The sequence below is a fragment of the Streptomyces sp. SID14515 genome (genome assembly GCF_010548505.1).
In the GTDB taxonomy this organism is placed as follows: domain Bacteria; phylum Actinomycetota; class Actinomycetes; order Streptomycetales; family Streptomycetaceae; genus Streptomyces; species Streptomyces caviscabies.
On sequence record NZ_JAAGMH010000110.1, the window covers coordinates 41,428 to 64,371 of the forward strand.

Sequence of the window (22,944 nt, forward strand, 5' to 3'; positions counted from 1 at the left end):
ACGATGACGCGAGATCCCGGGTCCGGTGGGCGCCCGAGCTCCCGTACGCACGAATCCGCCGTCGCGGAAGAGGCGGAGATCGCGCATCGCTCCCGGCTGGCCTGGAAGGAGCAGCAGCTACGGGTCTGGGACCTGCTGCAACTGTTCACACCGTGGCTGCTGCTGACGGTCTCGACGGCGGTTTACTTCTCGTGGGTGCTTCCGGCTTCCGGTGAACGCTTCCGGCCCGAGGGAGCATCCGTCCTCGGACTGGTCATGGTCTCGGTGCTGTGGGTGCTGTTCGGACACACCCTGCCGCTCAGGACGAGGACGCTCCGGCCCGTGCCGGCGGCCGTCTACTTCGTCGGGCTGCTGGCACTGTGCGTCACCCTCATGATGTACTCCGACATCTTCCTCGTCTTCACCATCGCGGGCTTCTTCCACGCGTACGTGCTCAAGCCGTGGCCGGTGGGGTTGCTCGGAGTCCTGGCGACCTCCATCGCCCTCAACGGCTCGCCGATGCGGGTGTGGGCGAACCCGACCCCGGAGACGGTCGCGGAGTTCATCCTGATCGTCGCCGTGCAGACCGCGGCGATCGGGGCGGGCATCCTGCTCACGGCGCGAAGCGAACCGGAGGAACGCAAGCGGGAGAAGCTCGTCGAGCGGCTGGAGGCGGCCCTGCACGAGAACGCCGGGCTCCATGCCCAACTGGTCGCCCAGGCACGGGAGTCCGGGGCGCAGGACGAGCGGCAGCGACTGGCCGGCGAGATCCACGACACGCTGGCCCAGGGGCTCGCCGGCATCATCACGCAGCTCCAGGCCGCGGAGCGTTCCGCGCGTGTGCGGGGCGAGACGGAGGAGCACGTCGCGCGGGCGCTCCGGCTCGCGCGCAGCAGTCTGACCGAGGCCAGACGGTCCGTGCGGGCGCTCGCCCCTCAGGAACTCGGGCGAGCGCAACTCCCCGACGCGCTGCGCACCTTGACCGAGCGATGGTCGCAGGACCAGGGGATCGGAGCGCAGCTGGAGGTCACCGGCGTCCGGGAGCCGCTGAGCCCGGCGATCGAGGTGTCGCTCTTCCGGGTCGCGCAGGAGTCGCTGACCAATGTGGCGAAGCACGCGGAGGCCTCGCGCGTCGGTGTCACGCTGTCGTACACGGGCGCCGAGGTGCTGTTGGACGTACGGGACGACGGACGCGGGTTCGCAGAAGGCGCCGGCACCGGCTTCGGCCTGACGAGCATGCGCCAGCGCATCAGAGGGGTCGGCGGTCACCTGGAGGTGCAGAGCGCACCGGGTGAAGGAACATCCGTCAGTGTCCGCGTTCCGGCGATCGCCCCCGGGGGCACGAGGGCGAAGGGGGAGGCCGTCCGATGATTCGCCTGGTCATCGTCGACGACCATCCGGTCGTGAGGGGCGGTCTTCGAGGCACCTTCGCGGGCGCCGAGGACATGGTCGTGGTCGGTGAGGCCGGGGACGGCGCCGAGGGGGTCGAACGCGCGAAGCGGCTGGCAGCGGATGTCGTGCTCATGGACCTCCGGATGCCCGGGATGGACGGCGTCGCCGCGACCGCGGCCCTGCGCGAGAGGGCCCCGAGTGCCCGAGTGCTGATCCTGACCACCTTCGACAGCGAGAGCGACGTACTGCCGGCGATCGAGGCGGGCGCGATCGGATACCTCCTGAAGGACGCGTTGCCCGACGAGCTGCTCCGAGCCGTCCGTGCGGCCGCGCGTGGGGAGTCGGTGCTCGCGCCGTCGGTGACGCAGCACCTCATGGGGCAGGTTCGGAGGCCCGGCGCTGGCACTCTGACCGATCGGGAGAAAGAGGTGCTGCAACTGGTCGCGAACGGCCATTCCAATCGCGATGCCGCTACGGCGTTGTTCATCGGCGAAGCGAGCATCAAGACCCATCTGCAGCACATCTACGACAAACTCGGCGTCCGTGATCGAGCCTCGGCAGTGGCCGAGGGCTACCGCCGCCGCCTGCTCACGTAACGCCTCCGCTGCCGGCCACGGCCCGGGGCTCCTGTCGCACGTCTCAGCCACCGATATTCGGGTTCCTTGTCATTCGATAGTTTCCGATATATCGTTGACGCATCGCGACAGATCAACGATGGAAGGAGCGTAGCGATGCGTTCACACGGACATGGATACGAGCACGGGCCGGGGCACTACGGGCCCGGTCATCACGGTCGAGGTGAGGGTGACGGCCGTCGGGCCGCGTTCGGGCCGTTCGGGCCGCCGTTCGGCGGCGGGCCCTTCGGTGGCGGGCGCGGTCGGGGCGGTGGCCGGGGACGGGCGCGGCGCGGTGACGTGCGGGCGTCGATCCTGGCTCTGCTGAAGGATCGCCCGATGCACGGTTACGAGATGATCCAGGAGATCGGCGAGCGCAGTGGCGGGGCCTGGCGGCCCAGTCCCGGCTCCGTCTATCCGACGCTCCAGCTGCTGGAGGACGAGGGTCTGATCGTCAGCGCCAGCGAGGGCGGCAAGAAGCTGTTCACGCTCACCGAATCCGGACGGAGCGAGGCCGAGACCGGCCCCGAGGCTCCGTGGGAGGAGGCCGGGCGCGGAGTGGACTGGGAAGGCGTCAACGAGATCCGGCAGGCCGGATTCGGCCTGATGGAGGCGTTCGGGCAGGTCTGGAAGACCGGCTCGGCCGATCAGCGGCAGAAGGCGCTGACGGTCATCAACGACGCGCGTAAGAAGCTCTACCTGATCCTCGCCGACGAGCACTGAGCCGTGCGTGAGACCGGCCGCGTGCGTACGGCCGGCCATGCGCGTAAGGCGGGCCATGTGCGTAAGGCCCTGCGGAACGGATTCCGCGGGGCCTTTCGCGTACCGTGCGGTCGGGCGTGATCAGGGGGCGACGAGCCCGCCGAGCTTGCGCAGCGACTCCTGGAGCGCCGCCGTCGCGGAGTCCTTGAGCTTGCCGCCCATCAGCGAGACCGCCGCTCCGGTGAACTCCCCGTCGATGCGCATCGTCGTGGCGTCGCCCTCCGGGGTCAGGGAGTACCGCATGGCCAGGTTGACCCCCATCGGGCCCTTGCCCCGGGTCGCCAGCAGGCGGCCCGCCTCCAGTTCGTCGACCGTCCAGGTCACCTCGGCCGGGAAGCCCATGAGCTTCATGTTCTCCTCGTAGGTGGCCGCGAGCTCCAGTTCGGCCGGGCCGCCCCCGGGGAAGCTGGTGTGGGTGGCGTTCCACTCCCCGTACGACGAGAAGTCCGTCAGGCGGTCCCAGACCTTTTCGGCGGGCGCCTCGATGCGTGCCTCGGCGCTGACTTCAGCCATGCGACCACCCCTGGTTCGTCCGGTTTCGGTGTCGCGGAACGTAGCGGCAGTCGCGCCAACATTCAATACTGATGAACCGTCAGATCTGCTGCGGCTGTCTGTTCCGCCAGATCACCGCGGCGTCGAAGCGGTCCGACGCGCGGGGGTGCGGGCCCTCGTCGTGGCAGTGGAAGGCCGTCCAGAAGAGATCGGCGGGCAGGGCGTCGTCGGGTGCGTACACGCGGTAGACGTACTGCAGCCCGTCCTGGGCGAGCAGGGCGACCATCCAGAACAACCCGTTCCTCCCTTCCCGTCCCCGTTTTCCGCGCCGCGTGCGCTGTCGCGTGAGGGACGTGTGCGCGGGGGTCGGCGGTTGCCGCGGGGGCGCGCGATGCAAGGCGGCGCGCGCCCCCGGGCCGACATGGTTGTGCCCCTCGGCACGATCTCATCCGCAAGGATGACGGACCGCTCCGGTGTCCCCAACTTCGGTGGGATGTCCAATGGGCCGCTCCGGGGATGTCTTCCGGCCGTGGGACTGATGGGGTAGAGGTGTGCAAAACCGGACGCCGCGGATGCCTGAACAGCCCGCACCGAACCACGCCGAACTCGATGCCCGCTTCACCGTGGAACTGGCATCGGTGCTGACGGGTGCGCGCAGGCGTGCGCTGCGCGACGGGGACCGGCAGATCGACACCGCCCACCTCCTGCACTCGCTGATCGAGACGGACCCCGAGGTCCGCGAGGCCTTCGACGGCGGTCCGCAGCCGGCCAGGGTGCTCGGCTATCTCGTCCAGCGCAGCATCGGTTACGGGCTCCGCTGGCAGGGCTCGGTCGAGGACTCCGGCGCCGTTCCGGTGGTGCGCGACGCGGCCGCCGACGGCTGGTCGCCCTCGGCCCTCGCCGCGATGGAGGGCGCGCTGCATCGTGCGGCGGCGCGCGGGGAGGCCCGCGCCTCCGGCCTCGATCTGCTCGCCGCGCTGGCGGCCGACACCGAGAGCCGCGCGGTGGAGGTGCTCTCCCGCGGGGGCGTGGACGCGCGGTGGCTGGCGGAGCGGGTGGCCGCGCTCACGGCGGAGGCGGCGCGCCAGGGGTGAGCCGCGGTGTGGCGGTGACGGCGTGGTCCATCCCGGTGGGGTGTGACGTCCTGGGGCTTCTGTTACGGGTGACGTCCCGAGCCTTCCGTCATGGCGGTGGTGCGAGCTCCCGTGGCAGCCGTGTGCGAGGCCCTCTCCGTCGTCGCGGAGCGGGTGCCGTCTCGACAGGTGTCACGGGGGTGACGGTGCTGTCGACTGCTGCCATGATGTGCCGATGCACGCGTCTTCGGGGTTTCAGGGCAGAAGCGCCGGGCTGGGCCTCGCCCTCGTCTCGGCCTTTGCGTTCGGCGGTTCGGGAGTGGCGGCCAAGCCGCTGATCGAGGCGGGTCTCGACCCGTTGCACGTGGTCTGGCTGCGCGTCGCGGGCGCCGCCGTCATCATGCTCCCGGTCGCCTGGCGCCACCGGAACCTCGTACGGGAACGCCCCGCGCTGCTCGCCGGGTTCGGTCTGTTCGCGGTGGCCGGGGTCCAGGCCTTCTACTTCGCCTCGATCTCCCGTATCCCGGTCGGCGTGGCGCTCCTGGTGGAGTATCTGGCGCCCGCGCTGGTCCTCGGCTGGGTCCGCTTCGTGCAGCGCAGGCCCGTCACCCGGGCCGCCGCGGTCGGCGTGGTGCTGGCGGTCGGCGGCCTCGCGTGCGTCGTCGAGGTCTGGGCCGGGCTCAGCTTCGATCTCCTCGGGCTGCTGCTGGCCCTCGGCGCCGCCTGCTGCCAGGTCGGCTACTTCGTCCTCTCCGACCACGGCGGGCAGAGCGGCCGGGACGGCGAGCGCGCCGAGCCTCCGCACCCGGTCGGCGTCATCGCGTACGGACTGATCGTCGGCGCGGCCGTCCTGACCGTCGTCGCCCGCCCGTGGGGCATGGACTGGTCCCTGCTCGGCGGCAGCGCGGGCATGAACGGCAACGAGGTGCCCGCCTGGCTGCTGCTCGGCTGGATCGTGCTGCTCGCCACCGTGCTCGCGTACGTCACCGGGGTCGTCTCGGTCCGGCTGCTCTCGCCCCAGGTGGCCGGGGTCGTCGCCTGCCTCGAAGCGGTCATCGCGACCGGTCTGGCCTGGGTGCTCCTCGGCGAACACCTCTCCGCGCCGCAGCTCATCGGCGGGTTCGTCGTCCTGACCGGTGCGTTCATCGCCCAGTCCGCCGCGCCGAAGCCGCCGTCGGGGCCCGTCGCCGCCGGGGCCGGCACCGGCGCGGTGGCCGGGAGCGTCGAGGGCGAGTTGTCCAGCGGCCGGGCCCCGCATTAGTGTGCCCGCCATGCATCTGACTGTGCTGCCGCCGCCTGCCGTCTAGCGCGCGCGGCCACTCCTGACGAAGACCGGGCTCGGGCAGTCCCCGAGCGGTTCGTCGCTGCCCGCGTGCGGAGCCGAGCGACCCACCACCCTGTCCTTCTTTGGAGAAGTTCATATGCACACCCCTGTTGCTTCCGCGCTGCCCGTCGGGCGCGGCCTGCTGTACCTCGTCGTCGCCGGAGTCGCCTGGGGCACCGCCGGAGCGGCCGCCTCCCTGATCTTCCGGGTCAGCGATCTCGGCCCGCTCGCCCTGTCCTTCTGGCGCTGCGCGGGCGGCCTCCTGCTGCTCGCCGGGGCGCTCGCGCTCCGCCCCCGCCGCGCACCCCGGAAGGCCGAGCCCCGGCGTCGCCGGCTGCTCCGGATCCTCGGCACCGGCATCGGTCTCACCGTGTTCCAGAGCGCGTATTTCGCGGCGATCGAGGCCACCGGCCTCGCCGTCGGCACCGTCGTCACGCTCGGCGCCGGGCCCGTCCTGATCGCCGTCGGGGCGCGTCTGCTGCTGGGCGAACGCCTCGGCGGCGGCGGCCTGGCCGCCGTGACCGGCGCGCTGACGGGGCTCGTCGTGCTGGTCCTGGGCGGCGAGGGCGGCAACGTCGTGCCGGCCGGGGTGCTGCTGGCGCTGCTGTCCGCCGCCGGGTACGCGGCGATCACGCTGCTCACCCGGTGGCTCGGGCGGGACGGCGACGGCGGGGACGCGCTGACCACCAGCGCCTGGGCGTTCGGCATCGGAGCGGTGGGCCTGCTGCCCATGGCCCTGGCCGAAGGGCTGGTGCCGCACACCGCGGAGACCGGGCAGGTGCTGTGGCTGCTGGTCTACGTGGCGGCGGTTCCCACGGCGCTCGCCTACGCGCTGTACTTCGCCGGAGCGGCCGCCGTCCGGTCGGCCACCGTCTCCGTGATCATGCTCCTGGAGCCGGTGAGCGCGGCGGTCATCGCGGTGACCGTCCTGCGGGAACGGCTGACGGCGGCGACCGTCCTCGGCACGCTGCTCCTGCTGACCGCCGTGGCCGGACTGGCCCTCGCGGAGGCACGCGGTGCGGCGGTCGCTCGCCGGAAGGAGGCCGTGGCGGTGTGACCGGCCCCGGCCGACGGGGGCGGTGGGCGTCGCGGTGTGACGGTCACCGGCCCGCCGAGGCCGTGGCGGTGCGACGGGCTCCCGCCCGACGGGGGTGGCGCCGGTCGCGGCAGCCGTGGCTGCCGCGACCTCGGTCAGAGAGCGGTCAGATAGTCCGGTACGCCGATGGCCGGATCCAGGTCGTCCGCGGGCACCGGCGCCGCGTACCCCCGGGTGAGCGGCACGATGCCGGTCCAGTGCGGGAGGGCGCTGTCCTCGGGCTCGTCGTTGGGCCCGCCGGTGCGGACCTTCGCGGACACCTCGTTCAGGTCCAGCCGGATCACCGCCGTCGCGGCGAGCTCCTTGGCATCGGCCGGCCGGGAGTCGCGGGAGCGGCCGGGCACGACCTGGTCCACGATCGCGTCCAGGGCGAGCCCGCGCTCCTCGGGGTCGGTCACCGTCACGGCCGTGCCGTGCACCACCACCGAGCGGTAGTTCATCGAGTGGTGGAAGGCGGACCTGGCCAGCACGAGGGCGTCGACATGGGTGACCGTCAGGCAGACCGGCAGCCCCGGATCCGCGCTCTTGGCCGACCGCAGCGGTCGTGAGCCCGTGGAGCCGTGGACGTACAGCCGCTCTCCTATCCGGCCGAAGAGGGTCGGCAGGACGACCGGGGCGCCGTCGCGCACGAAGCCCAGGTGGCAGAGGTAGGCCTCGTCGAGGATCGAGTGGACCAGCTCGCGGTCGTAGGAGGCGCGCTCCTTGGCCCGGGTGGGGACCGTGCGATCGGTGGGAAGGTAGGGGGCGGCGACGCCGGAGCCCGTGCCGTAGGGCGTTGCGGTGTGCTGCATTGCTCACTCCATTGCACTAGTGCATAATGATGTTTGTGCTAGGAGAGTATCGGATCAGTGGGCGGCGTGCATCGGAGATTGCCGCCAGTGTCGAGCGCGGGGTCGGCTCCGGAGACCTCCCGCCGGGTCATGTGCTGCCGCCCATGCGGGAGTTGGCGGCGCGCCTGGAGGTCAACCCCAATACGGTGGCGGCCGCCTACCGGACGCTGCGCGAGCGCGGGGTGATCGAGACGGCGGGCCGCCGGGGGAGCCGGGTGCGTCCCGCCCCGGCCAGCACGTCGCGCGGATCGCTGCGGATCGAGGCGCCGCCGGGCGTCCGGGACCTCGGCGAGGGCAATCCCGATCCGGGGCTGCTGCCCGACCTCGGGCCGGCGCTCGCCGCGGCCGCCGCCGCCGACGCGGAGAGCCACGGTCTGTACGGGCAGGCCCCGGTGGTCACGGAGTTCGCCGCGTACGCCCGTGCCGCGATGGACGCCGACGGGGTTCCCGCCGGGCCGGTCGCCGTGACGTCCGGCGCCCTGGACGCGATCGAGCGGGTCCTCGCGGCGCACCTCAGGCCGGGCGACGCGGTGGCGGTGGAGGACCCCGGCTGGGGCGGCGTGCTCGACCTCGTACCGGCGCTCGGGCTGCGTGCCGTACCGGTCGGCGTGGACGACTCCGGTCCGCTGCCCGCCGATGTGGAGCGGGCGCTGCGGGCCGGGGCGCGGGCCCTCGTCGTCACCGACCGGGCGCAGAATCCGACCGGCGCGTCGCTGGACGCGCCGCGCGCCCGGGAGCTGCGCGCGGTCCTCGCCCGCCACCCGGACGTGCTGCTGATCGAGGACGACCACGGACACGCCATCGTCGACCTGCCGCTGCATCCGCTGGCCGGGGCGACGGTCCACTGGGCGTTCATCCGCTCGGCGGCCAAGGCCTACGGCCCGGACCTGCGGGTCGCCACGCTCACCGGGGACGCCGTCACGGTCGACCGGGTGGCGGGGCGGCAGCGGCTCGGGCCCGGCTGGGTCAGCCGGCTGCTCCAGCGCGCCGTGCTCCATCTGTGGACCTCGGGCGCCGTCGACGCCCGTAAGGTCGCACGGTCCTACGGCGCTCGCCGGGACGCGCTCATCCAGGTGCTGGCGGAGCGCGGTGTGCCGGCCCGAGGGCGTAGCGGGATGAACGTGTGGGTGCCCGTGAGCGACGAGACCGGGGCGGTCGCCCGGCTGCTCCACGCGGGCTGGGCGGCGGCCCCGGGCGCGCGCTTCCGGCTGGACACGCCCCCGGGGGTGCGGCTCACCGTCTCCCCGCTGACCGCGGCGGACATCGGCCCCCTGGCGGACGCGGTGGCCGCCGCCGCGGGGCCGGCGCGGCCGGTCAACTACGGCTGAGGCGTGGGGCGTCCGCGTCCGGTGGGGCGGCGGCCGGGCGCCCTGCGGGCTTCTCCGGTACGGCGGTGGCGACCGGCTGCCCCGCGGCTTCGGGCGGGACGGCGGCCGGGTGCCCCGCAGGCTCCTTCGGTACGGCGGTGGCGGCCGGGCGGGCGCGGCCCTGGGTGAGGGCCGCCCCGACCAGGACGATCAGCGCCCCGACCGGGGTGTTCCAGCTCAGCTGTTCGCCCAGCAGCGCGACGCCCGCCGCCGTCGCGATCACCGGAATGAAGTACGTGACCATCTGGGCCGTCGTCGGACCGACCTCCTGGACCAGACCGTACTGGAGCAGCACCGCGAGGCCCGTGCCCAGCGCGCCCAGAGCGAGGACGCTGAGCGTCGGGAGCAGCGGGAAGGAGGCGGGCGTTGAGGTGAACAGCGGTGTCACCACGGCCAGTTGCAACGTACCGAGGAAGAGCTGGCTGCCTGTCAGCGCCAGCGTCGACGAACCGGTCCCGGCCAGCGTGCGGCGGACGTAGATCCAGCCGACCGGATAGCAGAACGAGGCGAGCAGCGCCATGCCCGTGCCCGGCAGGTCCAGGCCGGAGAAGCCCTGCCAGGCGCCCAGCACCGTGAGAACGCCGAGGAAGCCGAGGCCGAGACCGGCCACGCGGCGACGGGTCGGGCGGTCCTCCGACAGGGCGACCACCGAGAGCGCCATGCCCCACAGCGGCGAGGTCGCGTTGCAGATACCGGCCAGGGTCGAGGGGATCGTCAGCTCGGCGTAGGAGAAGAGCGAGAACGGCAGCGCGTTGAGAAGGAACGCCGCGACCGTGAGGTGCCCCCAGGTCCGGGCCGAACGCGGCAGCCGTTCCCGGCGCATCGCCATGGCGGCGACCAGCACCGCCGTACCGGCCAGCAGTCGGCCGAAGGTGACCTGGAAGGGGGCGTAGCCCTCGGTCCCGACCTTGATCAGCAGAAAGCTGAACCCCCAGATGAGCGAGAGCGCCGCGAACCGGATCCGCCAGTCGAGAGCGGGGCGCCGGGCCGTTGGTGCGGACGGAACGGGCGGCGGAGGTGCTGACGCCGGGGCCGTGGCCCTCGGCTCGCAGGGAGCGCTCATGGTGCACAGCCTGACGAAGATGACCTCGTAGGACAAGCGAGAGTTTCTGTGCGTGATCGCGTAGCATCGCTTACATGTTGAACCTGGAGCGGCTGCGCACGCTGGATGCCCTCGCCCGGCACGGCTCGGTGAGCGGAGCGGCCGACGGGCTGCACGTCACGACCTCGGCGGTCTCGCAGCAGATGGCCAAGCTGGAGCGCGAGGTGGGGCAGCGGCTGCTCGCCAAGAACGGCCGGGGCGTCCGCCTCACCGACGCGGGCCGGCTGCTCGCGGACCACGCCGCGCGGATCCTGTCGCAGGTGGAGCTCGCCCAGTCCGACATCGAGGCGCAGCGGGGCGAGGTCGTCGGCGAGGTACGGATCTGCGCCTTCCCGACCGCGGCGCGCGGACTGTTCCCCGCGACGCTCACCTCCCTGCGCGCCGACCACCCCGATCTCACCGTCCGCACCCGGGAGTTGGAGCCCGAGCAGGGTCTGCGCGCGGTGCTGCGCGGAGACGTCGACCTGGCCGTCGTGCTGGACTGGAGCAACAAGCGGCTGCCCGTGCCCGGCGGCCTGACCAAGGCCGAACTCCTCGACGACGCACCGGACATCGCCATGCCGGCCGGGCATCCGCTGGCGGACCGCGACGAGGTGGAGCTGGAGGACTTCGCGGACGACCCGTGGGTGTCCTGGCCCGAGGGCGAATTCTGTTACGAGTGGCTGATGTTCACCCTGCGCTCGCGAGGCATCGAGCCGCGCATCGCCCATCTGGCCGGTGAGCACCACACGCAACTGGCCCTGATCGCCGCCGGGTTCGGCGTCTGTGTGGCTCCCCGGCTGGGGCGCGGCCCGGTTCCCGACGGGGTACGCCTGGTGCCGGTGCGGCAGACCATGCGGCGGCACGTCCATGTGGTCTGGCGCACCGACGCGGACCGCCGGCCGTCGGTCCGCGCGGCGGTGGAGGCGCTGCGGGCGGCGGGTGCGGGTGTGACGGCCGCCGGGGTCAGGTGAGACCGGCGAGCTTGCGGAAGTCCCAGGAGGTGATCGTCTCCGGGGTGAGCCGCAGCCAGGCGTGCCGCCCGTCGTGGGGCATCTCCGTGATGCCGAAGTACTTCACCGGGAACAGCCGCTCCGGCTCCGCGAGTTCGGGGTAGGGCTCGCCCGTGCGGGGCGCCTCGCCGACGAACTCCGCCCGGCCGGTGAGCTCCACGCCGCGCAGCTCCTCGTACCCCTCGCCGTCGTCCACGACCACGGCGATCCTGGTGTCCTTGCGCAGCTGGGACCAGCGACGGCTGCGGGTGATGGAGTACAGCCAGAGCGAGCCGCCGTCCCAGACGAACCACAGCGCACCGATGTGCGGAGCGCCGTCGGAGCCGAGCGTGGCCACCCGGCAGGTGCGCTGTTCGCCGAGGTAGGCGTCCCGCTCCTCCGGCGTCATCATGATCCGGCGGCCTCGTCGCTGGGTGTCGGTCATGGTCGCCCTCTCCTGAGAATCGCGCACAAAATCTGACTGGGTGTCAGAAATCATGGACGCTCTTCCTTCATGACGCAATGGCCGCTACTCTCGCGCGCCCGGTCCGTCCGCGGAAGTCCGCCTTCCCGCAACGGGCCGGCGGAACCGGGAAAAGGAGGAGCGACCGTGCCGTCGAGAGAATCACAGGAGCGGCTCACCGCGCTGCTCGACCCCGCCACCACCGTCCTGCTGACCGTCGAGTGCCAGCAGGGTGTGGTGGGGCCGGACAGCGCCCTGCCCGAACTCGCCGCCGCCGCCCGCTCGTCGGGCGCCCTGGACCGTGTCGCCCGGCTCGTCGCCGCCGCCCACGAGAGCGGCGTCCAGGTGATGCACGCGGTCGCCGAGAGCCGCCCCGACGGTCGTGGCGGCAACCGCAACGCCCGGCTCTTCCGCGCCGCCGCCCGGCTGCCCGTCCAGCAGCACACCGGCACCACCGCCGTCCGGGTCGCGCCCCCCATCGAGGTGGCCGACGAGGATCTCGTCGTCCGCAGGCTGCACGGCCTCTCACCGCTGGCCGGCACCGACGTCGATCCGCTGCTGCGCAACCTCGGCTGCCGCACGCTCGTCGTCACCGGCGTCTCGGCCAACATCGCCATCCCCAACGCCGTCTTCGACGCGGTCAACCTCGGCTACACGGCCGTCGTCCCGGCCGACGCCATCGCGGGGGTGCCCGCCGAGTACACCCCCGCCATGGTCCGTAACACCCTCGCCCTGGTCGCCACCGTCACCACCACCGATGCGGTCCTCGGCAGCTGGAAGCGACCGCGCAGGCAGGGGGCGACGGCGGTCTGAGAGCCGGTCCTACGCCAGCCTGATCGAATCGCCCTCGACGGTGATCTCGCGGGCGGGCAGCGGCTGGGTGGCGGGCCCGCCGGTCGGGCTGCCCGTGGCGGCGTCGAAGGTGGAGTTGTGGCAGGGGCAGGTGATCGTGCCGGCCGAGACGTCCTTGACCGCGCAGCCCTGATGGGTGCACGTGGACGAGAACGCCTTGAACTCGCCCGGCTTCGGCTGGGTGACCACGACCTTCTGCGCGGCGAAGACCACCCCGCCGCCCTCCGGAATGTCGGAGGCCGCGGCGAGCACTTCGCCGCCTTTGCCCTCGCTGCCGCTCCCGGGCTGCTCGACCGTGTCCGAGCCTCCCGGATCGTCCGATCCGCCGCACGCGGTGAGGGCGGCCGCCGCTCCGGCCGCCCCCACGGCCACGACCACCGTGCGGCGTCCGAGGAGGCTCCGGCGCTCCTGCGTTGCGCTCATCGCGGCATTCCCTTCGTCGGTGTCCCGGTGAAGTCCCGGTGGTGTCCCGGGCCTCGTCGTCGATGACTTCGATCAGGGGTACGTGTCGCACCGCGCGGATGTTCACGCAGAAGGCGGCAGCCGGTCAGGCGGAGTAGCCCTTCGGCGGGATGAGGGTGGCGAGCTGGTCGAAGGAGATCCAGTAGATCTGGTTGCCGCCGAAGGACGCCGGGTCCGCGATGAGCACGGTGCGGTCGACCGCGTCGTAGCCGAAGACGGTGAAGTAGTGGTAGATCGTCTGGTCCGGCGGGTAGCCGGGCGGCTGGTTGCCCGGCGGGGCGACGATGTTGGCGACCAACGGGTAGTTGCGGTCGATGTCGAACACGATGTCCTGCCACAGGAGGTCCCGCTGTCCCTGGGTGGGCGGGTCGTTCGGCATCTCCTTGGTCTCGTACCAGCCGCCGCCGAGACGCGCGTTGAGCACGCCCGTGACCTGGCCGATGTGATCGGTGCCCGCCTCGGTCGTGCCGAGCTGCGCGGCCAGTTCGCCCTGGCTCGGCGCGGCGGTCCGGGCGGAGAGCGCGATGCGCGTCGCGGCGGGACCGCACCAGTAGCCGGTCTCCTGGACCTGGTAGTCGATCTCCAGCCAGCGTGCGTCGCTCGTCCGTCCGGCGGCGACCCGCAGCCCGGCCCCCGGCTCGTCGTAGCCGGAGAGGAGGGCCGTACCGGCCGTCGAGTCGTGGGCCCGTACGTCCACGACCGGGACGGCGGGCGCGGGCGACGCCTGGGCGGTGCCGGGGAGAAGAAGTACTCCGAGAAAGAGCGTTGCGACCGTGCTGGTGACAAGTCTCGCGCGCATGAGGGCTCCTGTGGGGAGGGTGCCGTACGGAAACACCGGCGCGGGGCGGCGGTGGGGGCCGCCCGGCCGGGTGCGGTGCGATGGAAGCAGCCAGCGTGGCGGCCGGCCAGGGACGGGCACAAGCGGTGTAAGCCCAGGCTTACGGGCGCGGTTCGCCGCCCGGACCGCGCCCGGCGCGCCGGTCCTCCGCGGCCAGCAGCGCACGCCCCTCGGCGGTCGCGACGTGAAAGGCACGACCGGCCGTGCGCACGGTGGTGGTCAGCCCCGCCGCGCGCAGCACGTTCATGTGCTGGCTGACGGCCGGGTGGGTCACCTGGAGCATCCTGGCCGCCTCCACCGTGGAGCAGCCGGTACGGGTGGCCCGCAGCAGGTCCGCACGGGTCTGCCCGAGGAGGCGGCCGAGGGGACCGCGGTCCGTCGTCGGTCCCGTCGCCCCCGGGCGGCCGGCCCAGTCGGCCGTGTGGTGGATGGGATGGACCAGGACGGGAGGCAGTTCACCGTCCGCCAGGGTGGTCGGGGTGGGCCAGCAGAAGAACGACGCCTGAAGTACGAGCCCGCGACCGTCCAGCCGCAGGTCCTGGTCGACCGGGTAGGCGACCTCCAGTACGGGCGGCCGCCAGCGGACGCCGGGCCCGAGACCGGTCAGCAGTGCCTCGGTGCCGCCGTCCATCAGATGCCGCATCCGCAGCGCCCGGTCGGCCTCCAGGTCCGCGCGGACCTGCCGCCAGTGCGGCAGGAGCGCTTGCGCCTGGTAGGCGTGGAGTGCGTCGCCCAGCCGCGCGAGCGCGTCCGTGTCGCCCTCGGCCAACGAAGCGGCCCAGCCGGGCAGCGGCGTCGATCCGGCCAGCCGGGTCAGCTCCGCACGCAGCCTCGGCCGCGGCGTTCCGAGCAGGGTGTCGACGGCGGCCCGGAGCGTGGTGCGTTCCCCGGAGGTGGGGGTGAGGAAGTCGGGGGAGTAGCCGTAGGGCGGCAGCAGCGGGGAGAGCAGCCGGCGGCTCTCCGGCAGCCGGGGCCGCACCCAGCGCCGCCACTCGCCGAAAACCCGCGCCCCGTCGGTCCGTTGCAGGGTCTGCACGCTGTTGGTGATCTCCCACAGGAGATCCGGCCCCGGGGCCACCCTGACCCGTGTCATGTCCTCGGGTGTGAAGTGGATCCGCAGCATGGACGCTCCATCGGACGGCGAACAGGCCATTACCCGCCGCCGCGACGGGATATGCCGGTCTCTCCGTTCGGGCCGTCGGACACGCCCTAGCCCGGGCGGATGAGGCGATCCCTACCTGAGCAGGAGTTCCGGGCCGGCGCCGCCGCGAATACTGATCAGCACCTCCCGCCGAAGGAAGTGTCATGACTGCCAGGGACGCCCGCACCCCCGCCCCCGCCGTCCTTTCGCAACCCGTCCCGCGCTGGGCCGAGTTGGCGGCAAGGGCGGTTCCTTGGTGCGTCCTGCCGTCGGGGCTCTGGCGGGTGGCCGTCATCATCGGCATGGCCCTCGGCCTGCTGGAGGGCGGGACGAGCATCGCCGAAGAGGCGTACATGCTCGCCCTGACGGTTGTCTCCGAGCTGCTCGCGCTGCTCACCCTCGGCCTCGTCCGGCCCTGGGGTGAGATCCTGCCGCGCCGGATTCCGCTCGTGGGCGGCCGGCGCGTACCGGTGGCCGCCGCGGTCGTCCCGGCCGCGCTCGGAGCGTTCGCCGTCACCGCCGTCTGTGTCTACTTCCTGCTGAACACCTTCGTCTTCCACTTCCACCCCGAGCCGATGATCGGCACCGATGACAAGGACCCGTCGGGCGTGATGAGCACCGGATGGGTGCTGGTCGTCTCCTATGGGCCGCTGCTCGCCTGGGGGCCGCTGCTGGGAGCGGTCACGTACTCCTACTACCGCCGCCGCACGCACACTCCGCGAACCACGGCCTGACGGCCGGCCCGGCCGCGGCGGTTCACGTCTCCTCGCCCGTGATCACTGTCGGTTACTATGCTCACTTCATGCCGGAAGCAAGGCTGAAGAGCTGCAGAGATGGGTGGCCCGGTAACGTGCTGAAAGAGGTCACTGCGACCCGCTATGTCACGCCCCTGCGTGAGGGCGGCTCGCTCCCCGGCATCGTCGAGGCAGACGATCTCGGTACGTATGTCATGAAGTTCACCGGGGCGGGGCAGGGCCGCAAGACGCTCGTCGCCGAGATCATCTGCGGGGAGCTCGGCCGTCGGCTGGGGCTGCGGGTGCCCGAGCTGGTGACCATCGAGCTCGACCCCGTCATCGGACTCGCCGAGCCCGACGAGGAGGTGCAGGAGCTGCTTCGCGCGAGCGGCGGACTCAACCTCGGGATGGACTACCTGCCGGGCTCGCTCGGGTTCGACCCGCTGGCTTACGAGGTCGGGGCGGCCGAGGCCGGGCGGATCGTCTGGTTCGACGCGTTGATCAACAACGTGGACCGCTCCTGGCGCAACCCCAACACGCTCGTCTGGCACGGCGACCTCTGGCTCATCGACCACGGCGCGACCATGATCTGGCACCACAACTGGCCGGGCGCCCAGGCCTCCGCGGCCAAGCCGTACAACGCCTCGGACCATGTCCTGGCGCCCTTCGGGCCGGACATCGCGGCGGCCGCCGCCGAGCTCGCCCCGCTGGTCACCGAGGAACTGCTCACCGAGGTGGCCGCCGACGTGCCGGACGTCTGGCTGGCCGACGAACCCGGCTTCGGCTCCGCCGACGAGGTGCGCCGCGCCTACATCGCCCCGCTGCTCGCGCGGGCCGCCGACATCCACGAGCGGATCACGCTGGGCGCGCCGACCACGACCCGGCCCTCCCAGGCCCCGGGCTGGCTCACCGAGCGGCTGCCGCCCCGGCCCGAACCGGCCGACGACGACCGCGCGGCGGCAGCCGCCCGTACCGGAGAGGAGGGTGTCCGATGACGCGGCGCGATGTCTTCGAGTACGCGCTCCTGCGCGTCGTGCCCCGGGTCGAGCGGGGCGAGTGCTTCAACGCGGGGGTGCTCGTCTACTGCCGGGCGCACTCGTTCGTCGCCGCCCGTACGCACCTCGACGAGGCGAAGCTGAAGGCGCTGGACCCCGGGGCCGACGTCGTCGGCGTGCGGGCCGCCCTGCGCGCCGTCGAAGGGGTCTGCGGCGGTGGCGACGACGCCGGTCAGGCGGCGGGCGACGACGCCGGACGGCGGTTCCGCTGGCTGATCGCCCCGCGCTCCACGGTCGTCCAGCCCGGCGCCGTGCACAGCGGGCTGACCACCGACCCGGCCGGCGAGGTGGAACGGCTGCTGGACCTCCTGGTGCGCTGATCCGCGCCCCGGCGGGACCGCGACGGCACGGCGGCGGGCGCTCCCGCCCGGTGTGACGTGCGGCCCGCCGGGGCGTGCGACGTTGACACCGGGTGCCAGGGCTTCTAGCGTCTCGTCTGCTGAAGGTACTAAGCGGTTGCTCAGCGATCGGGAGTCTTTCTGTCAGGGAAACGCCTCGACGCCCGCTGAGCCGCTATCCAAGGGCGAGGAGAACCAAGCATGTCCACCACCGAGCAGCGCGTCGCCATCGTGACGGGAGCGGCGCGGGGCATCGGCGCCGCCACCGCCGTACGCCTCGCGGCCGAGGGCCGTGCCGTCGCCGTACTCGATCTCGACGAGGCGGCCTGCAAGGACACGGTCGAGAAGATCACCGCCGCCGGGGGCACCGCGCTCGCCGTCGGCTGCGACGTGTCGGACGCCGGCCAGGTGGAAGCCGCCGTCGCGCGGGTCGCCGCCGAGCTGGGCGCGCCGACGATCCTGGTGAACAACGCGGGCGTGCTCCGCGACAACCTGCTGTTCAAGATGAGCGAGTCCGACTGGGACCTCGTGATGAACGTGCACCTCAAGGGCGCGTTCCTGATGGCGAAGGCCGTCCAGGCCCACATGGTCGAGGCCAAGTTCGGCCGGATCGTCTCGCTCTCCTCCTCCTCGGCCCTCGGCAACCGGGGCCAGGCCAACTACTCCGCGGTCAAGGCGGGGCTCCAGGGCCTCACCAAGACGCTCGCCAAGGAGCTCGGCAAGTTCGGCGTCACGGCCAACGCCGTCGCGCCCGGCTTCATCGTCACCGAGATGACCGCGCAGACGGCCGCCCGCGTCGGCATGGGCTTCGAGGAGTTCCAGGCGGCGGCCGCCACCCAGATCCCCGTCCAGCGCGTCGGCCGTCCTGAGGACGTCGCGAACGCCATCGCCTTCTTCGCGGGCGACGACGCGGGCTTCGTCTCCGGCCAGGTCATGTACGTGGCTGGCGGACCCCTCAACTGATCCGAAGGGCAGCGGACATCATGATGGTGCAGGACAGCGGAAAGGTCGCCCTCGTCACGGGCGCCAGCCGGGGCATCGGCTACGGGATCGCCGAGGCGCTCGTCGCCCGCGGCGACCGGGTGGCCATCACCGGGCGGGGCGAGGACGCCCTGAAGGAGGCCGTGGAGCGGCTCGGCGCCGACCGGGTCATCGCCATTCCCGGCAAGGCGCACGACGAGGCGCACCAGGCCGCGGCGGTCGAGCGCACGATGGAGGCGTTCGGCCGGGTCGACTACCTGGTCAACAACGCCGGGACGAACCCGGTCTTCGGCCCCATGGCCGAGCTCGACCTCAATGTGGCCCGCAAGGTCTACGAGACCAATGTGATCTCGGCGCTCGGCTTCGCCCAGCAGACCTGGAAGGCCTGGCAGAAGGAGAACGGCGGGGCGATCGTCAACATCGCCTCCGTCGCCGGCGTCGCCCCCTCGCCGTTCATCGGCGCGTACGGGATGTCCAAGGCGGCCATGATCAACCTGACCGCCCAGCTGGCGCACGAGTTCGCCCCGGTCGTCCGGGTCAACGCGATCGCCCCGGCCGTGGTCAAGACGAAGTTCGCCGAGGCGCTCTACGAGGGCCGCGAAGCGGAGGCGGCCGCCGCCTATCCGCTGGGCCGGCTCGGCGTGCCCGAGGACATCGGGGGTGCGGCGGCCTTCCTGACCTCCGCACAGTCCGATTGGATCACCGGGCAGACCCTCGTGGTCGACGGAGGAATTTTCCTCAACGCGGGTGTGGGCTGAGAGCGGCCTGAACCGATTTGGCCCTGATTGAGTCAAGTGCCCCGCCGGGCCAGCGGATTGACCTGGTGGGGCGCTGCGGTATGGTCTGCCGACCCATGGCTGATCGAGGAGCGTGCACGTGTTCTACCGGGCCAGTCTGCAGGCTGCTGCAGCCCTAGCTTCCCTTTCTCTGCTGGCCGGCTGCGGTCTCCTTTCCGACAGCGGATCGGAAACGGACCAGAAGATAACCGTCGGGACGACCAGCTCACCGTCCACACTCGATCCGGCGGCGGCCTGGGACGGTTCCTGGGAATTGATGCGGAACGTTTACCAGACCCTGGTGAGCTTCCCCACCGGCAGCACGAGCCCGGAGCCGGACGCGGCGGAGGAATGCAAGTTCACCGACGCCACGAGCATGGCGTACCGGTGCACGCTCAAGAAGAACCTCAAGTTCTCCAACGGCGAGAAGCTCGACGCCGAGGCCGTGAAGTACTCCATCGACCGCATCGTGGACATCCACTTCAAGGGCGGCCCGGCCGGCATGCTCGGCTCGCTCGACCGGATCGAGACCAAGGGCGACGACACGGTCGTCTTCCACCTGAACAAGTCCGACGCCACGTTCCCGTTCATCCTAGCCACGCCCGCCATGTCGCTCGTCGCCCCCGGCGACTACCGCCAGGACAAGATCCGCGACGACGGCAAGGTCACCGGCTCCGGGCCGTACCTCCTGGAGTCCTACGAGGGCGGTAAGACCGCCGAGCTGAAGAAGAATCCGGACTACAAGGGCTTCGCCAACCGGAGGAACGACGCGGTCACCATCCGCTACTTCGAGAAGTCCGCCGACATGGTGAGCTCTCTCAAGGCGAAGGAGATCGACGCCACCTACCGGGGTCTGACCGCCGAGGAGGTCGTCAGCCTGGAGGACAACAAGGACGACAACGAGGGCCTCCAGATCGTCGAGAGCACGGGCGCGGACATCCGCTTCCTGGTCTTCAACCCCAAGGACCCGGCCGCCGCGAACCCCGCCGTCCGCAAGGCCATCGCACATGTCGTGGACCGCGACGCGCTGGTCGAGAAGGTCTACCGGGGCACCGCCGAACCCCTCTACTCCATGATCCCCAAGGGCATCGCCGGACACACCACGAGTTTCTTCGACACCTTCGGCGACCCGGACGTGAAGAAGGCGAAGGAGATCCTCACCGGGGCCGGCATCACCGAGCCCGTGAAGATGAACTTCTGGTTCACCACGGACCGCTACGGCTCCGCCACCGAGCCCGAGTTCGAGGAGCTCAAGCGGCAGCTGGAGGCCTCCGGACTCTTCAAGATCAAGCTTGAGGGCAAGCCCTGGAAGGACTTCCAGGAAGACTTCAACAAGGGCGAGTACCCGGTCTTCGGCCGCGGCTGGTTCCCGGACTTTCCGGACCCCGACAACTTCATCGCTCCGTTCGTGGGCAAGGAGCCGGTCACCGGCACCCCCTACATCAACAAGGAGATCACCCAGCAGCTGATCCCCGCCTCGCGGCAGGAGAGCGACCGGGGCGCGGTCAGCAAGCAGTTCGAGCGGGCCCAGGAGATCCTCGTCGACGACGTCCGGCTGCTGCCGCTGTGGCAGGGCAAGCTGTACGTCGCCGCGGGCGAGGACATCGGCGGCGGCGAGCGCGCGCTCGACCCGCAGACCGTCATGCAGATGTGGGAGCTGTACCGCAAGGCCAGCTGGTAGGAGCCGTACGGAAGGGCTGCGGGCGTCCGTTGTCAGTGGCGCCCGGTAGGTTCTGGGATCAAGAACCTGTTGCTCACCGGAGGTTGTGGACGTGACCGATATCGACCTGCTGCCCGAGTCCTGGCGCGGCGTCCTCGGCGAAGAACTGCAGAAGCCGTACGTCAAGGAGCTGGCGGACTTCGTCGAGGAGGAGCGGGCCAAGGGCCCGGTCTATCCGCCGCGCGAGCAGGTCTTCGCCGCCCTGGACGCCACGCCGTACGACAAGGTGAAGGTCCTGGTCCTCGGCCAGGACCCCTATCACGGCGAGGGCCAGGGGCACGGGCTCTGCTTCTCCGTGCGGCCCGGCGTCAAGACCCCGCCGTCGCTGCGCAACATCTACAAGGAGATGCAGCAGGAGCTCGGCCTGCCGATCCCGGACAACGGCTATCTGATGCCCTGGGCCGAGCAGGGCGTCCTCCTGCTCAACGCCGTGCTCACGGTGCGCGGCGGCGAGGCCAACTCCCACAAGAACAAGGGCTGGGAGAAGATCACCGACGCGGTGATCCGCGCCGTCGCCGACCGGCCCGACCCGGCGGTCTTCGTGCTGTGGGGCAACTACGCGCAGAAGAAGCTGCCCCTGATCGACGAGGAGCGCCATGTGGTGGTGAAGGGCGCGCACCCCTCGCCGCTGTCCGCCAAGAAGTTCTTCGGCTCCCGCCCGTTCACGCAGATCAACGAGGCCGTGGCCGCCCAGGGGCACCAGCCGATCGACTGGCGGATCCCCGACCTCGGCTGACGGGCAGCCCCGAGGAGCCCGTGTCTGACCGGTTATGCGGAAGCCCGGCGTTAGCGTCGGACGGAGGGCAACCGGCTGGACGGGCGACGAGGAGACCGCAGTGGTGGAGCAGCAGGAGGCGTCCGACGACGCCGTCATGACCAGGATCGGCCAGGCGATCATGCTGCTCCACGGAGGTGACCGGGAGGAGGCCCGCAACCGCTTCGGCGCGCTCTGGTCGGAGCTCGGAGCGGACGGCGCCGCCCTGCACCGCTGCACCCTGGCGCACTACATGGCCGACACCCAGGACGACCCCGGCGACGAGCTGGCCTGGGACCTGCGGGCACTGACGGCCGCCGAGGGGCTGAGAGCCACCCAGGGGCTGGGTGGCTCCGATGGGCCCAGTGGTTCCGAGGGGCTGGGTGGTTCCGACGGGGCCGGTGGTGCCGAGGGGGCGGGTGGTGCCGAGGGGGCGGCTGAGGCCGACGAGGCGGCTGCGGCTGAGGGGGTGCGTGCCTCTGATGGTTCTGGCGGTGCCGAAGCGGCGGGCGCCGGGCCGGTGGCGGAACACCCGGACATCCCGGCCGTCCGGGCGTTCTACCCCTCGCTGCACCTCAACCTCGCGGCGGACTACCTCAAGCTCCAGCGTCCCGAATCGGCCCGCATCCATCTCCGGCGGGCCCGGGCGGCGGCCGAGTCGCTCGCGGACGACGGGTACGGCGGCGGGGTCCGCGCCGCCATCGACCGCCTGGAGCTCCGCATGCGGGAGCAGTGACCGTGACCCCACGGGCCCGCGGGGTCGGGGTTCGTGGGGTCAGGAGCGTCAGCGACCGTACGTCTCCGAGCAGATGCGGGCCTCCGGGCTGCCCGCGGGCCAGCCGCCGTAGCCCCGGCCGAGCGCGCAGACGTCCGTCCCGCCGCCAGGGGCGCGCGGCAGGGCGGGCACGGTGACGGACGGGACGTCCGGGACCCGGTGAGGTGTCCGGGGCGACGGCGGGTCTGCGCGCCTGCGTGGCGGAGCGGCGCCCGTCGGACCGGTGCGCCGGGATCCGGCGGCGGAGTCGGCGGCCGGGGGTGCGGGGGAGGGCGGCCGGGCGGTCGGCGGGCTCGGGTCCGGCACGGCCTCCAGCGCCTCACGGGCCGGTGGCTGCATGATCTGCGGGGCCACGTCCTGGACCGGCCCGGCGACCCCCGGACGCGGGGGAGGAGCGGCCCCGGGCTCCACCGAGACGCAGCCGGAGACGGTCGTGACCGCTAACCCGACCAGGAGTTTCGCGGTGATTCTGGTTCTCTGCACCCGGCCAACTCTGCGGTGCGGCCCGGCCGCCGGCGGTCCGGTGTGCGGGGAATGGCCCGCACGAGTGACCCGGTCAGCGGCGCGCACCGAACGAGGCACCGAACGAGGCACCGAACGAAGCGCCCCGACCGGCGTCGCACGAGGTGTCCGGCCGGCGTCGATTCTTCAGCGCGCCCTGCGGCCGGGCGCCGGTGCGTTCACTTGCCGGTGGCGCCGTCGACGCGCTCGCGCACCAGGTCGGCGTGGCCGTTGTGCTGGGCGTACTCCTCGATCATGTGCGTATAGATCCAGCGGAGGCTGAACGGCTTGCCCGAGGAGCTGACGCCCTTGGAGAGGTCGTCCAGGCCGTACGCCAGGATCTCGCGGAACGTTCGGCGGCGTCGAAGGCGGGCTCGGAGCGGTCGGGGCATGCGGGGCTTGCGGAAGAAGTTACGGCGGTCATCCTCACCCATGAATCATGTCCCTGGCCAGGTGTTTTACCGGTGGAACCGCGGATCGGGCCGGCGGCGGCGGGCGACGTATGCTGCCGAGGTGCGAACAGCCACGCAGCGGCGCGGCACGGCGACAGGG

The 22,944-nt window shown here is 72.0% G+C and carries 26 protein-coding genes and 2 pseudogenes; 18 read left to right on the top strand and 10 right to left on the bottom strand.

What is annotated here, in order from left to right:
- The first annotated feature begins 3 nt into the window (after positions 1-3).
- The 3 genes from G3I54_RS25840 (at position 4) to G3I54_RS25850 (ending at position 2,708) form a co-directional block, all read left to right on the top strand.
- On the top strand, positions 4-1,350 hold the full coding sequence (locus G3I54_RS25840) for a sensor histidine kinase (protein ID WP_164617567.1): 1,347 nt from the start codon (positions 4-6) through the stop codon (positions 1,348-1,350).
- Positions 1,347-1,967, top strand: a complete 621-nt coding sequence (locus G3I54_RS25845; protein ID WP_164617569.1) for a response regulator transcription factor — start codon at positions 1,347-1,349, stop codon at positions 1,965-1,967. Before G3I54_RS25840 ends, G3I54_RS25845 begins: the two co-directional genes overlap by 4 nt.
- A gap of 135 nt (positions 1,968-2,102) precedes the next feature.
- Positions 2,103-2,708: a PadR family transcriptional regulator gene (locus tag G3I54_RS25850; protein ID WP_097877558.1), complete on the top strand. Its 606-nt coding sequence runs from the start codon at positions 2,103-2,105 to the stop codon at positions 2,706-2,708.
- Between the two features lie 120 nt (positions 2,709-2,828).
- On the opposite strand, the gene G3I54_RS25855 is transcribed toward G3I54_RS25850, so the two are convergent.
- Both G3I54_RS25855 and G3I54_RS25860 read right to left on the bottom strand, forming a co-directional pair.
- Positions 2,829-3,260, bottom strand: a complete 432-nt coding sequence (locus tag G3I54_RS25855) for an SRPBCC family protein (RefSeq protein ID WP_164617571.1) — start codon at positions 3,258-3,260, stop codon at positions 2,829-2,831.
- Positions 3,261-3,339: 79 nt separating this feature from the next.
- On the bottom strand, positions 3,340-3,534 hold the full coding sequence (locus tag G3I54_RS25860) for a hypothetical protein (protein WP_007455626.1): 195 nt from the start codon (positions 3,532-3,534) through the stop codon (positions 3,340-3,342).
- A 256-nt stretch (positions 3,535-3,790) separates the two neighbouring features.
- On the opposite strand from G3I54_RS25860, the gene G3I54_RS25865 reads away from it, so the two are divergent.
- From G3I54_RS25865 to G3I54_RS25875, 3 genes are all read left to right on the top strand, one after another.
- On the top strand, positions 3,791-4,333 hold the full coding sequence (locus G3I54_RS25865) for a Clp protease N-terminal domain-containing protein (RefSeq protein ID WP_343240419.1): 543 nt from the start codon (positions 3,791-3,793) through the stop codon (positions 4,331-4,333).
- Between the two features lie 214 nt (positions 4,334-4,547).
- Positions 4,548-5,573, top strand: a complete 1,026-nt coding sequence (locus G3I54_RS25870; RefSeq protein WP_164617575.1) for an EamA family transporter — start codon at positions 4,548-4,550, stop codon at positions 5,571-5,573.
- A 160-nt stretch (positions 5,574-5,733) separates the two neighbouring features.
- Complete coding sequence (locus G3I54_RS25875; RefSeq protein ID WP_164617577.1) at positions 5,734-6,693, top strand: EamA family transporter; 960 nt, start codon at positions 5,734-5,736, stop codon at positions 6,691-6,693.
- 134 nt (positions 6,694-6,827) lie between these two features.
- Here G3I54_RS25875 and G3I54_RS25880 read toward each other — a convergent pair whose 3' ends face one another.
- On the bottom strand, positions 6,828-7,523 hold the full coding sequence (locus tag G3I54_RS25880) for a pyridoxamine 5'-phosphate oxidase family protein (RefSeq protein ID WP_164617579.1): 696 nt from the start codon (positions 7,521-7,523) through the stop codon (positions 6,828-6,830).
- 35 nt (positions 7,524-7,558) lie between these two features.
- Between G3I54_RS25880 and G3I54_RS25885 the strand changes: the two genes are divergently transcribed.
- Positions 7,559-8,890, top strand: coding sequence for an aminotransferase class I/II-fold pyridoxal phosphate-dependent enzyme (locus tag G3I54_RS25885; protein WP_164617581.1), 1,332 nt, complete (start codon positions 7,559-7,561; stop codon positions 8,888-8,890).
- Here the strand turns inward: G3I54_RS25885 and G3I54_RS25890 are convergent.
- Positions 8,877-9,992 carry a DMT family transporter gene (locus tag G3I54_RS25890; RefSeq protein WP_164617583.1) on the bottom strand — a complete coding sequence of 372 codons (1,116 nt, stop codon included), beginning with the start codon at positions 9,990-9,992 and terminating at the stop codon, positions 8,877-8,879. The genes G3I54_RS25885 and G3I54_RS25890 overlap by 14 nt on opposite strands.
- A 74-nt stretch (positions 9,993-10,066) precedes the next feature.
- Here G3I54_RS25890 and G3I54_RS25895 point away from each other — a divergent pair, with 74 nt between their 5' ends.
- Positions 10,067-10,984: a LysR family transcriptional regulator gene (locus tag G3I54_RS25895; RefSeq protein WP_164617585.1), complete on the top strand. Its 918-nt coding sequence runs from the start codon at positions 10,067-10,069 to the stop codon at positions 10,982-10,984.
- Here G3I54_RS25895 and G3I54_RS25900 read toward each other — a convergent pair.
- The gene (locus G3I54_RS25900; protein WP_164617587.1) at positions 10,977-11,447 is read right to left on the bottom strand and encodes a pyridoxamine 5'-phosphate oxidase family protein; all 471 of its coding nucleotides are present in this window, start codon (positions 11,445-11,447) and stop codon (positions 10,977-10,979) included. The genes G3I54_RS25895 and G3I54_RS25900 overlap by 8 nt on opposite strands.
- Positions 11,448-11,612: 165 nt before the next feature.
- Here G3I54_RS25900 and G3I54_RS25905 point away from each other — a divergent pair, with 165 nt between their 5' ends.
- Positions 11,613-12,278, top strand: a complete 666-nt coding sequence (locus tag G3I54_RS25905; protein ID WP_164617590.1) for a cysteine hydrolase — start codon at positions 11,613-11,615, stop codon at positions 12,276-12,278.
- A 9-nt stretch (positions 12,279-12,287) separates the two neighbouring features.
- Here G3I54_RS25905 and G3I54_RS25910 read toward each other — a convergent pair whose 3' ends face one another.
- The 3 genes from G3I54_RS25910 to G3I54_RS25920 all read right to left on the bottom strand — a co-directional run bounded on the left by G3I54_RS25910 (position 12,288) and on the right by G3I54_RS25920 (position 14,740).
- On the bottom strand, positions 12,288-12,740 hold the full coding sequence (locus G3I54_RS25910; RefSeq protein ID WP_164617591.1) for a Rieske (2Fe-2S) protein: 453 nt from the start codon (positions 12,738-12,740) through the stop codon (positions 12,288-12,290).
- Positions 12,741-12,864: 124 nt separating this feature from the next.
- Positions 12,865-13,578: a C39 family peptidase gene (locus G3I54_RS25915; RefSeq protein WP_164617593.1), complete on the bottom strand. Its 714-nt coding sequence runs from the start codon at positions 13,576-13,578 to the stop codon at positions 12,865-12,867.
- A 139-nt stretch (positions 13,579-13,717) separates the two neighbouring features.
- Positions 13,718-14,740, bottom strand: coding sequence for a winged helix-turn-helix domain-containing protein (locus G3I54_RS25920; protein WP_164617595.1), 1,023 nt, complete (start codon positions 14,738-14,740; stop codon positions 13,718-13,720).
- 182 nt (positions 14,741-14,922) lie between these two features.
- Between G3I54_RS25920 and G3I54_RS25925 the strand changes: the two genes are divergently transcribed.
- The 9 genes and pseudogenes from G3I54_RS25925 (at position 14,923) to G3I54_RS25960 (ending at position 21,852) form a co-directional block, all read left to right on the top strand.
- Entirely contained in the window at positions 14,923-15,492 is a 570-nt protein-coding gene (locus tag G3I54_RS25925) for a hypothetical protein (RefSeq protein ID WP_164617597.1), read from the top strand.
- 116 nt (positions 15,493-15,608) lie between these two features.
- On the top strand, positions 15,609-16,487 hold the full coding sequence (locus tag G3I54_RS25930; RefSeq protein ID WP_343240420.1) for a HipA family kinase: 879 nt from the start codon (positions 15,609-15,611) through the stop codon (positions 16,485-16,487).
- Positions 16,484-16,867: a DUF3037 domain-containing protein gene (locus G3I54_RS25935; protein ID WP_164617599.1), complete on the top strand. Its 384-nt coding sequence runs from the start codon at positions 16,484-16,486 to the stop codon at positions 16,865-16,867. The genes G3I54_RS25930 and G3I54_RS25935 overlap by 4 nt, the downstream gene beginning before the upstream one ends.
- Before the next feature lie 219 nt (positions 16,868-17,086).
- Positions 17,087-17,848 carry a 3-oxoacyl-ACP reductase FabG gene (fabG, locus tag G3I54_RS25940; protein WP_164617602.1) on the top strand — a complete coding sequence of 254 codons (762 nt, stop codon included), beginning with the start codon at positions 17,087-17,089 and terminating at the stop codon, positions 17,846-17,848.
- A gap of 20 nt (positions 17,849-17,868) precedes the next feature.
- Positions 17,869-18,624 carry an SDR family oxidoreductase gene (locus G3I54_RS25945; RefSeq protein WP_164617604.1) on the top strand — a complete coding sequence of 252 codons (756 nt, stop codon included), beginning with the start codon at positions 17,869-17,871 and terminating at the stop codon, positions 18,622-18,624.
- A gap of 118 nt (positions 18,625-18,742) precedes the next feature.
- The gene (locus tag G3I54_RS25950) at positions 18,743-20,323 is read left to right on the top strand and encodes an ABC transporter substrate-binding protein (protein WP_164617606.1); all 1,581 of its coding nucleotides are present in this window, start codon (positions 18,743-18,745) and stop codon (positions 20,321-20,323) included.
- Positions 20,324-20,414: 91 nt separating this feature from the next.
- Positions 20,415-21,098: a uracil-DNA glycosylase gene (locus G3I54_RS25955; protein WP_164617608.1), complete on the top strand. Its 684-nt coding sequence runs from the start codon at positions 20,415-20,417 to the stop codon at positions 21,096-21,098.
- 100 nt (positions 21,099-21,198) lie between these two features.
- Positions 21,199-21,435, top strand: a pseudogene (locus G3I54_RS40175) (hypothetical protein); the annotation flags it as partial.
- Positions 21,415-21,852 carry a hypothetical protein gene (locus G3I54_RS25960; protein WP_343240421.1) on the top strand — a complete coding sequence of 146 codons (438 nt, stop codon included), beginning with the start codon at positions 21,415-21,417 and terminating at the stop codon, positions 21,850-21,852. The pseudogene G3I54_RS40175 and the gene G3I54_RS25960, both read left to right, overlap by 21 nt.
- Before the next feature lie 48 nt (positions 21,853-21,900).
- On the opposite strand, the gene G3I54_RS25965 is transcribed toward G3I54_RS25960, so the two are convergent.
- Both G3I54_RS25965 and G3I54_RS25970 read right to left on the bottom strand, forming a co-directional pair.
- Positions 21,901-22,374 carry a hypothetical protein gene (locus G3I54_RS25965; protein WP_164617611.1) on the bottom strand — a complete coding sequence of 158 codons (474 nt, stop codon included), beginning with the start codon at positions 22,372-22,374 and terminating at the stop codon, positions 21,901-21,903.
- A gap of 197 nt (positions 22,375-22,571) precedes the next feature.
- A pseudogene (locus G3I54_RS25970) lies at positions 22,572-22,724 on the bottom strand (DUF664 domain-containing protein); the annotation flags it as partial.
- Between the last annotated feature and the right edge of the window lie 220 nt (positions 22,725-22,944).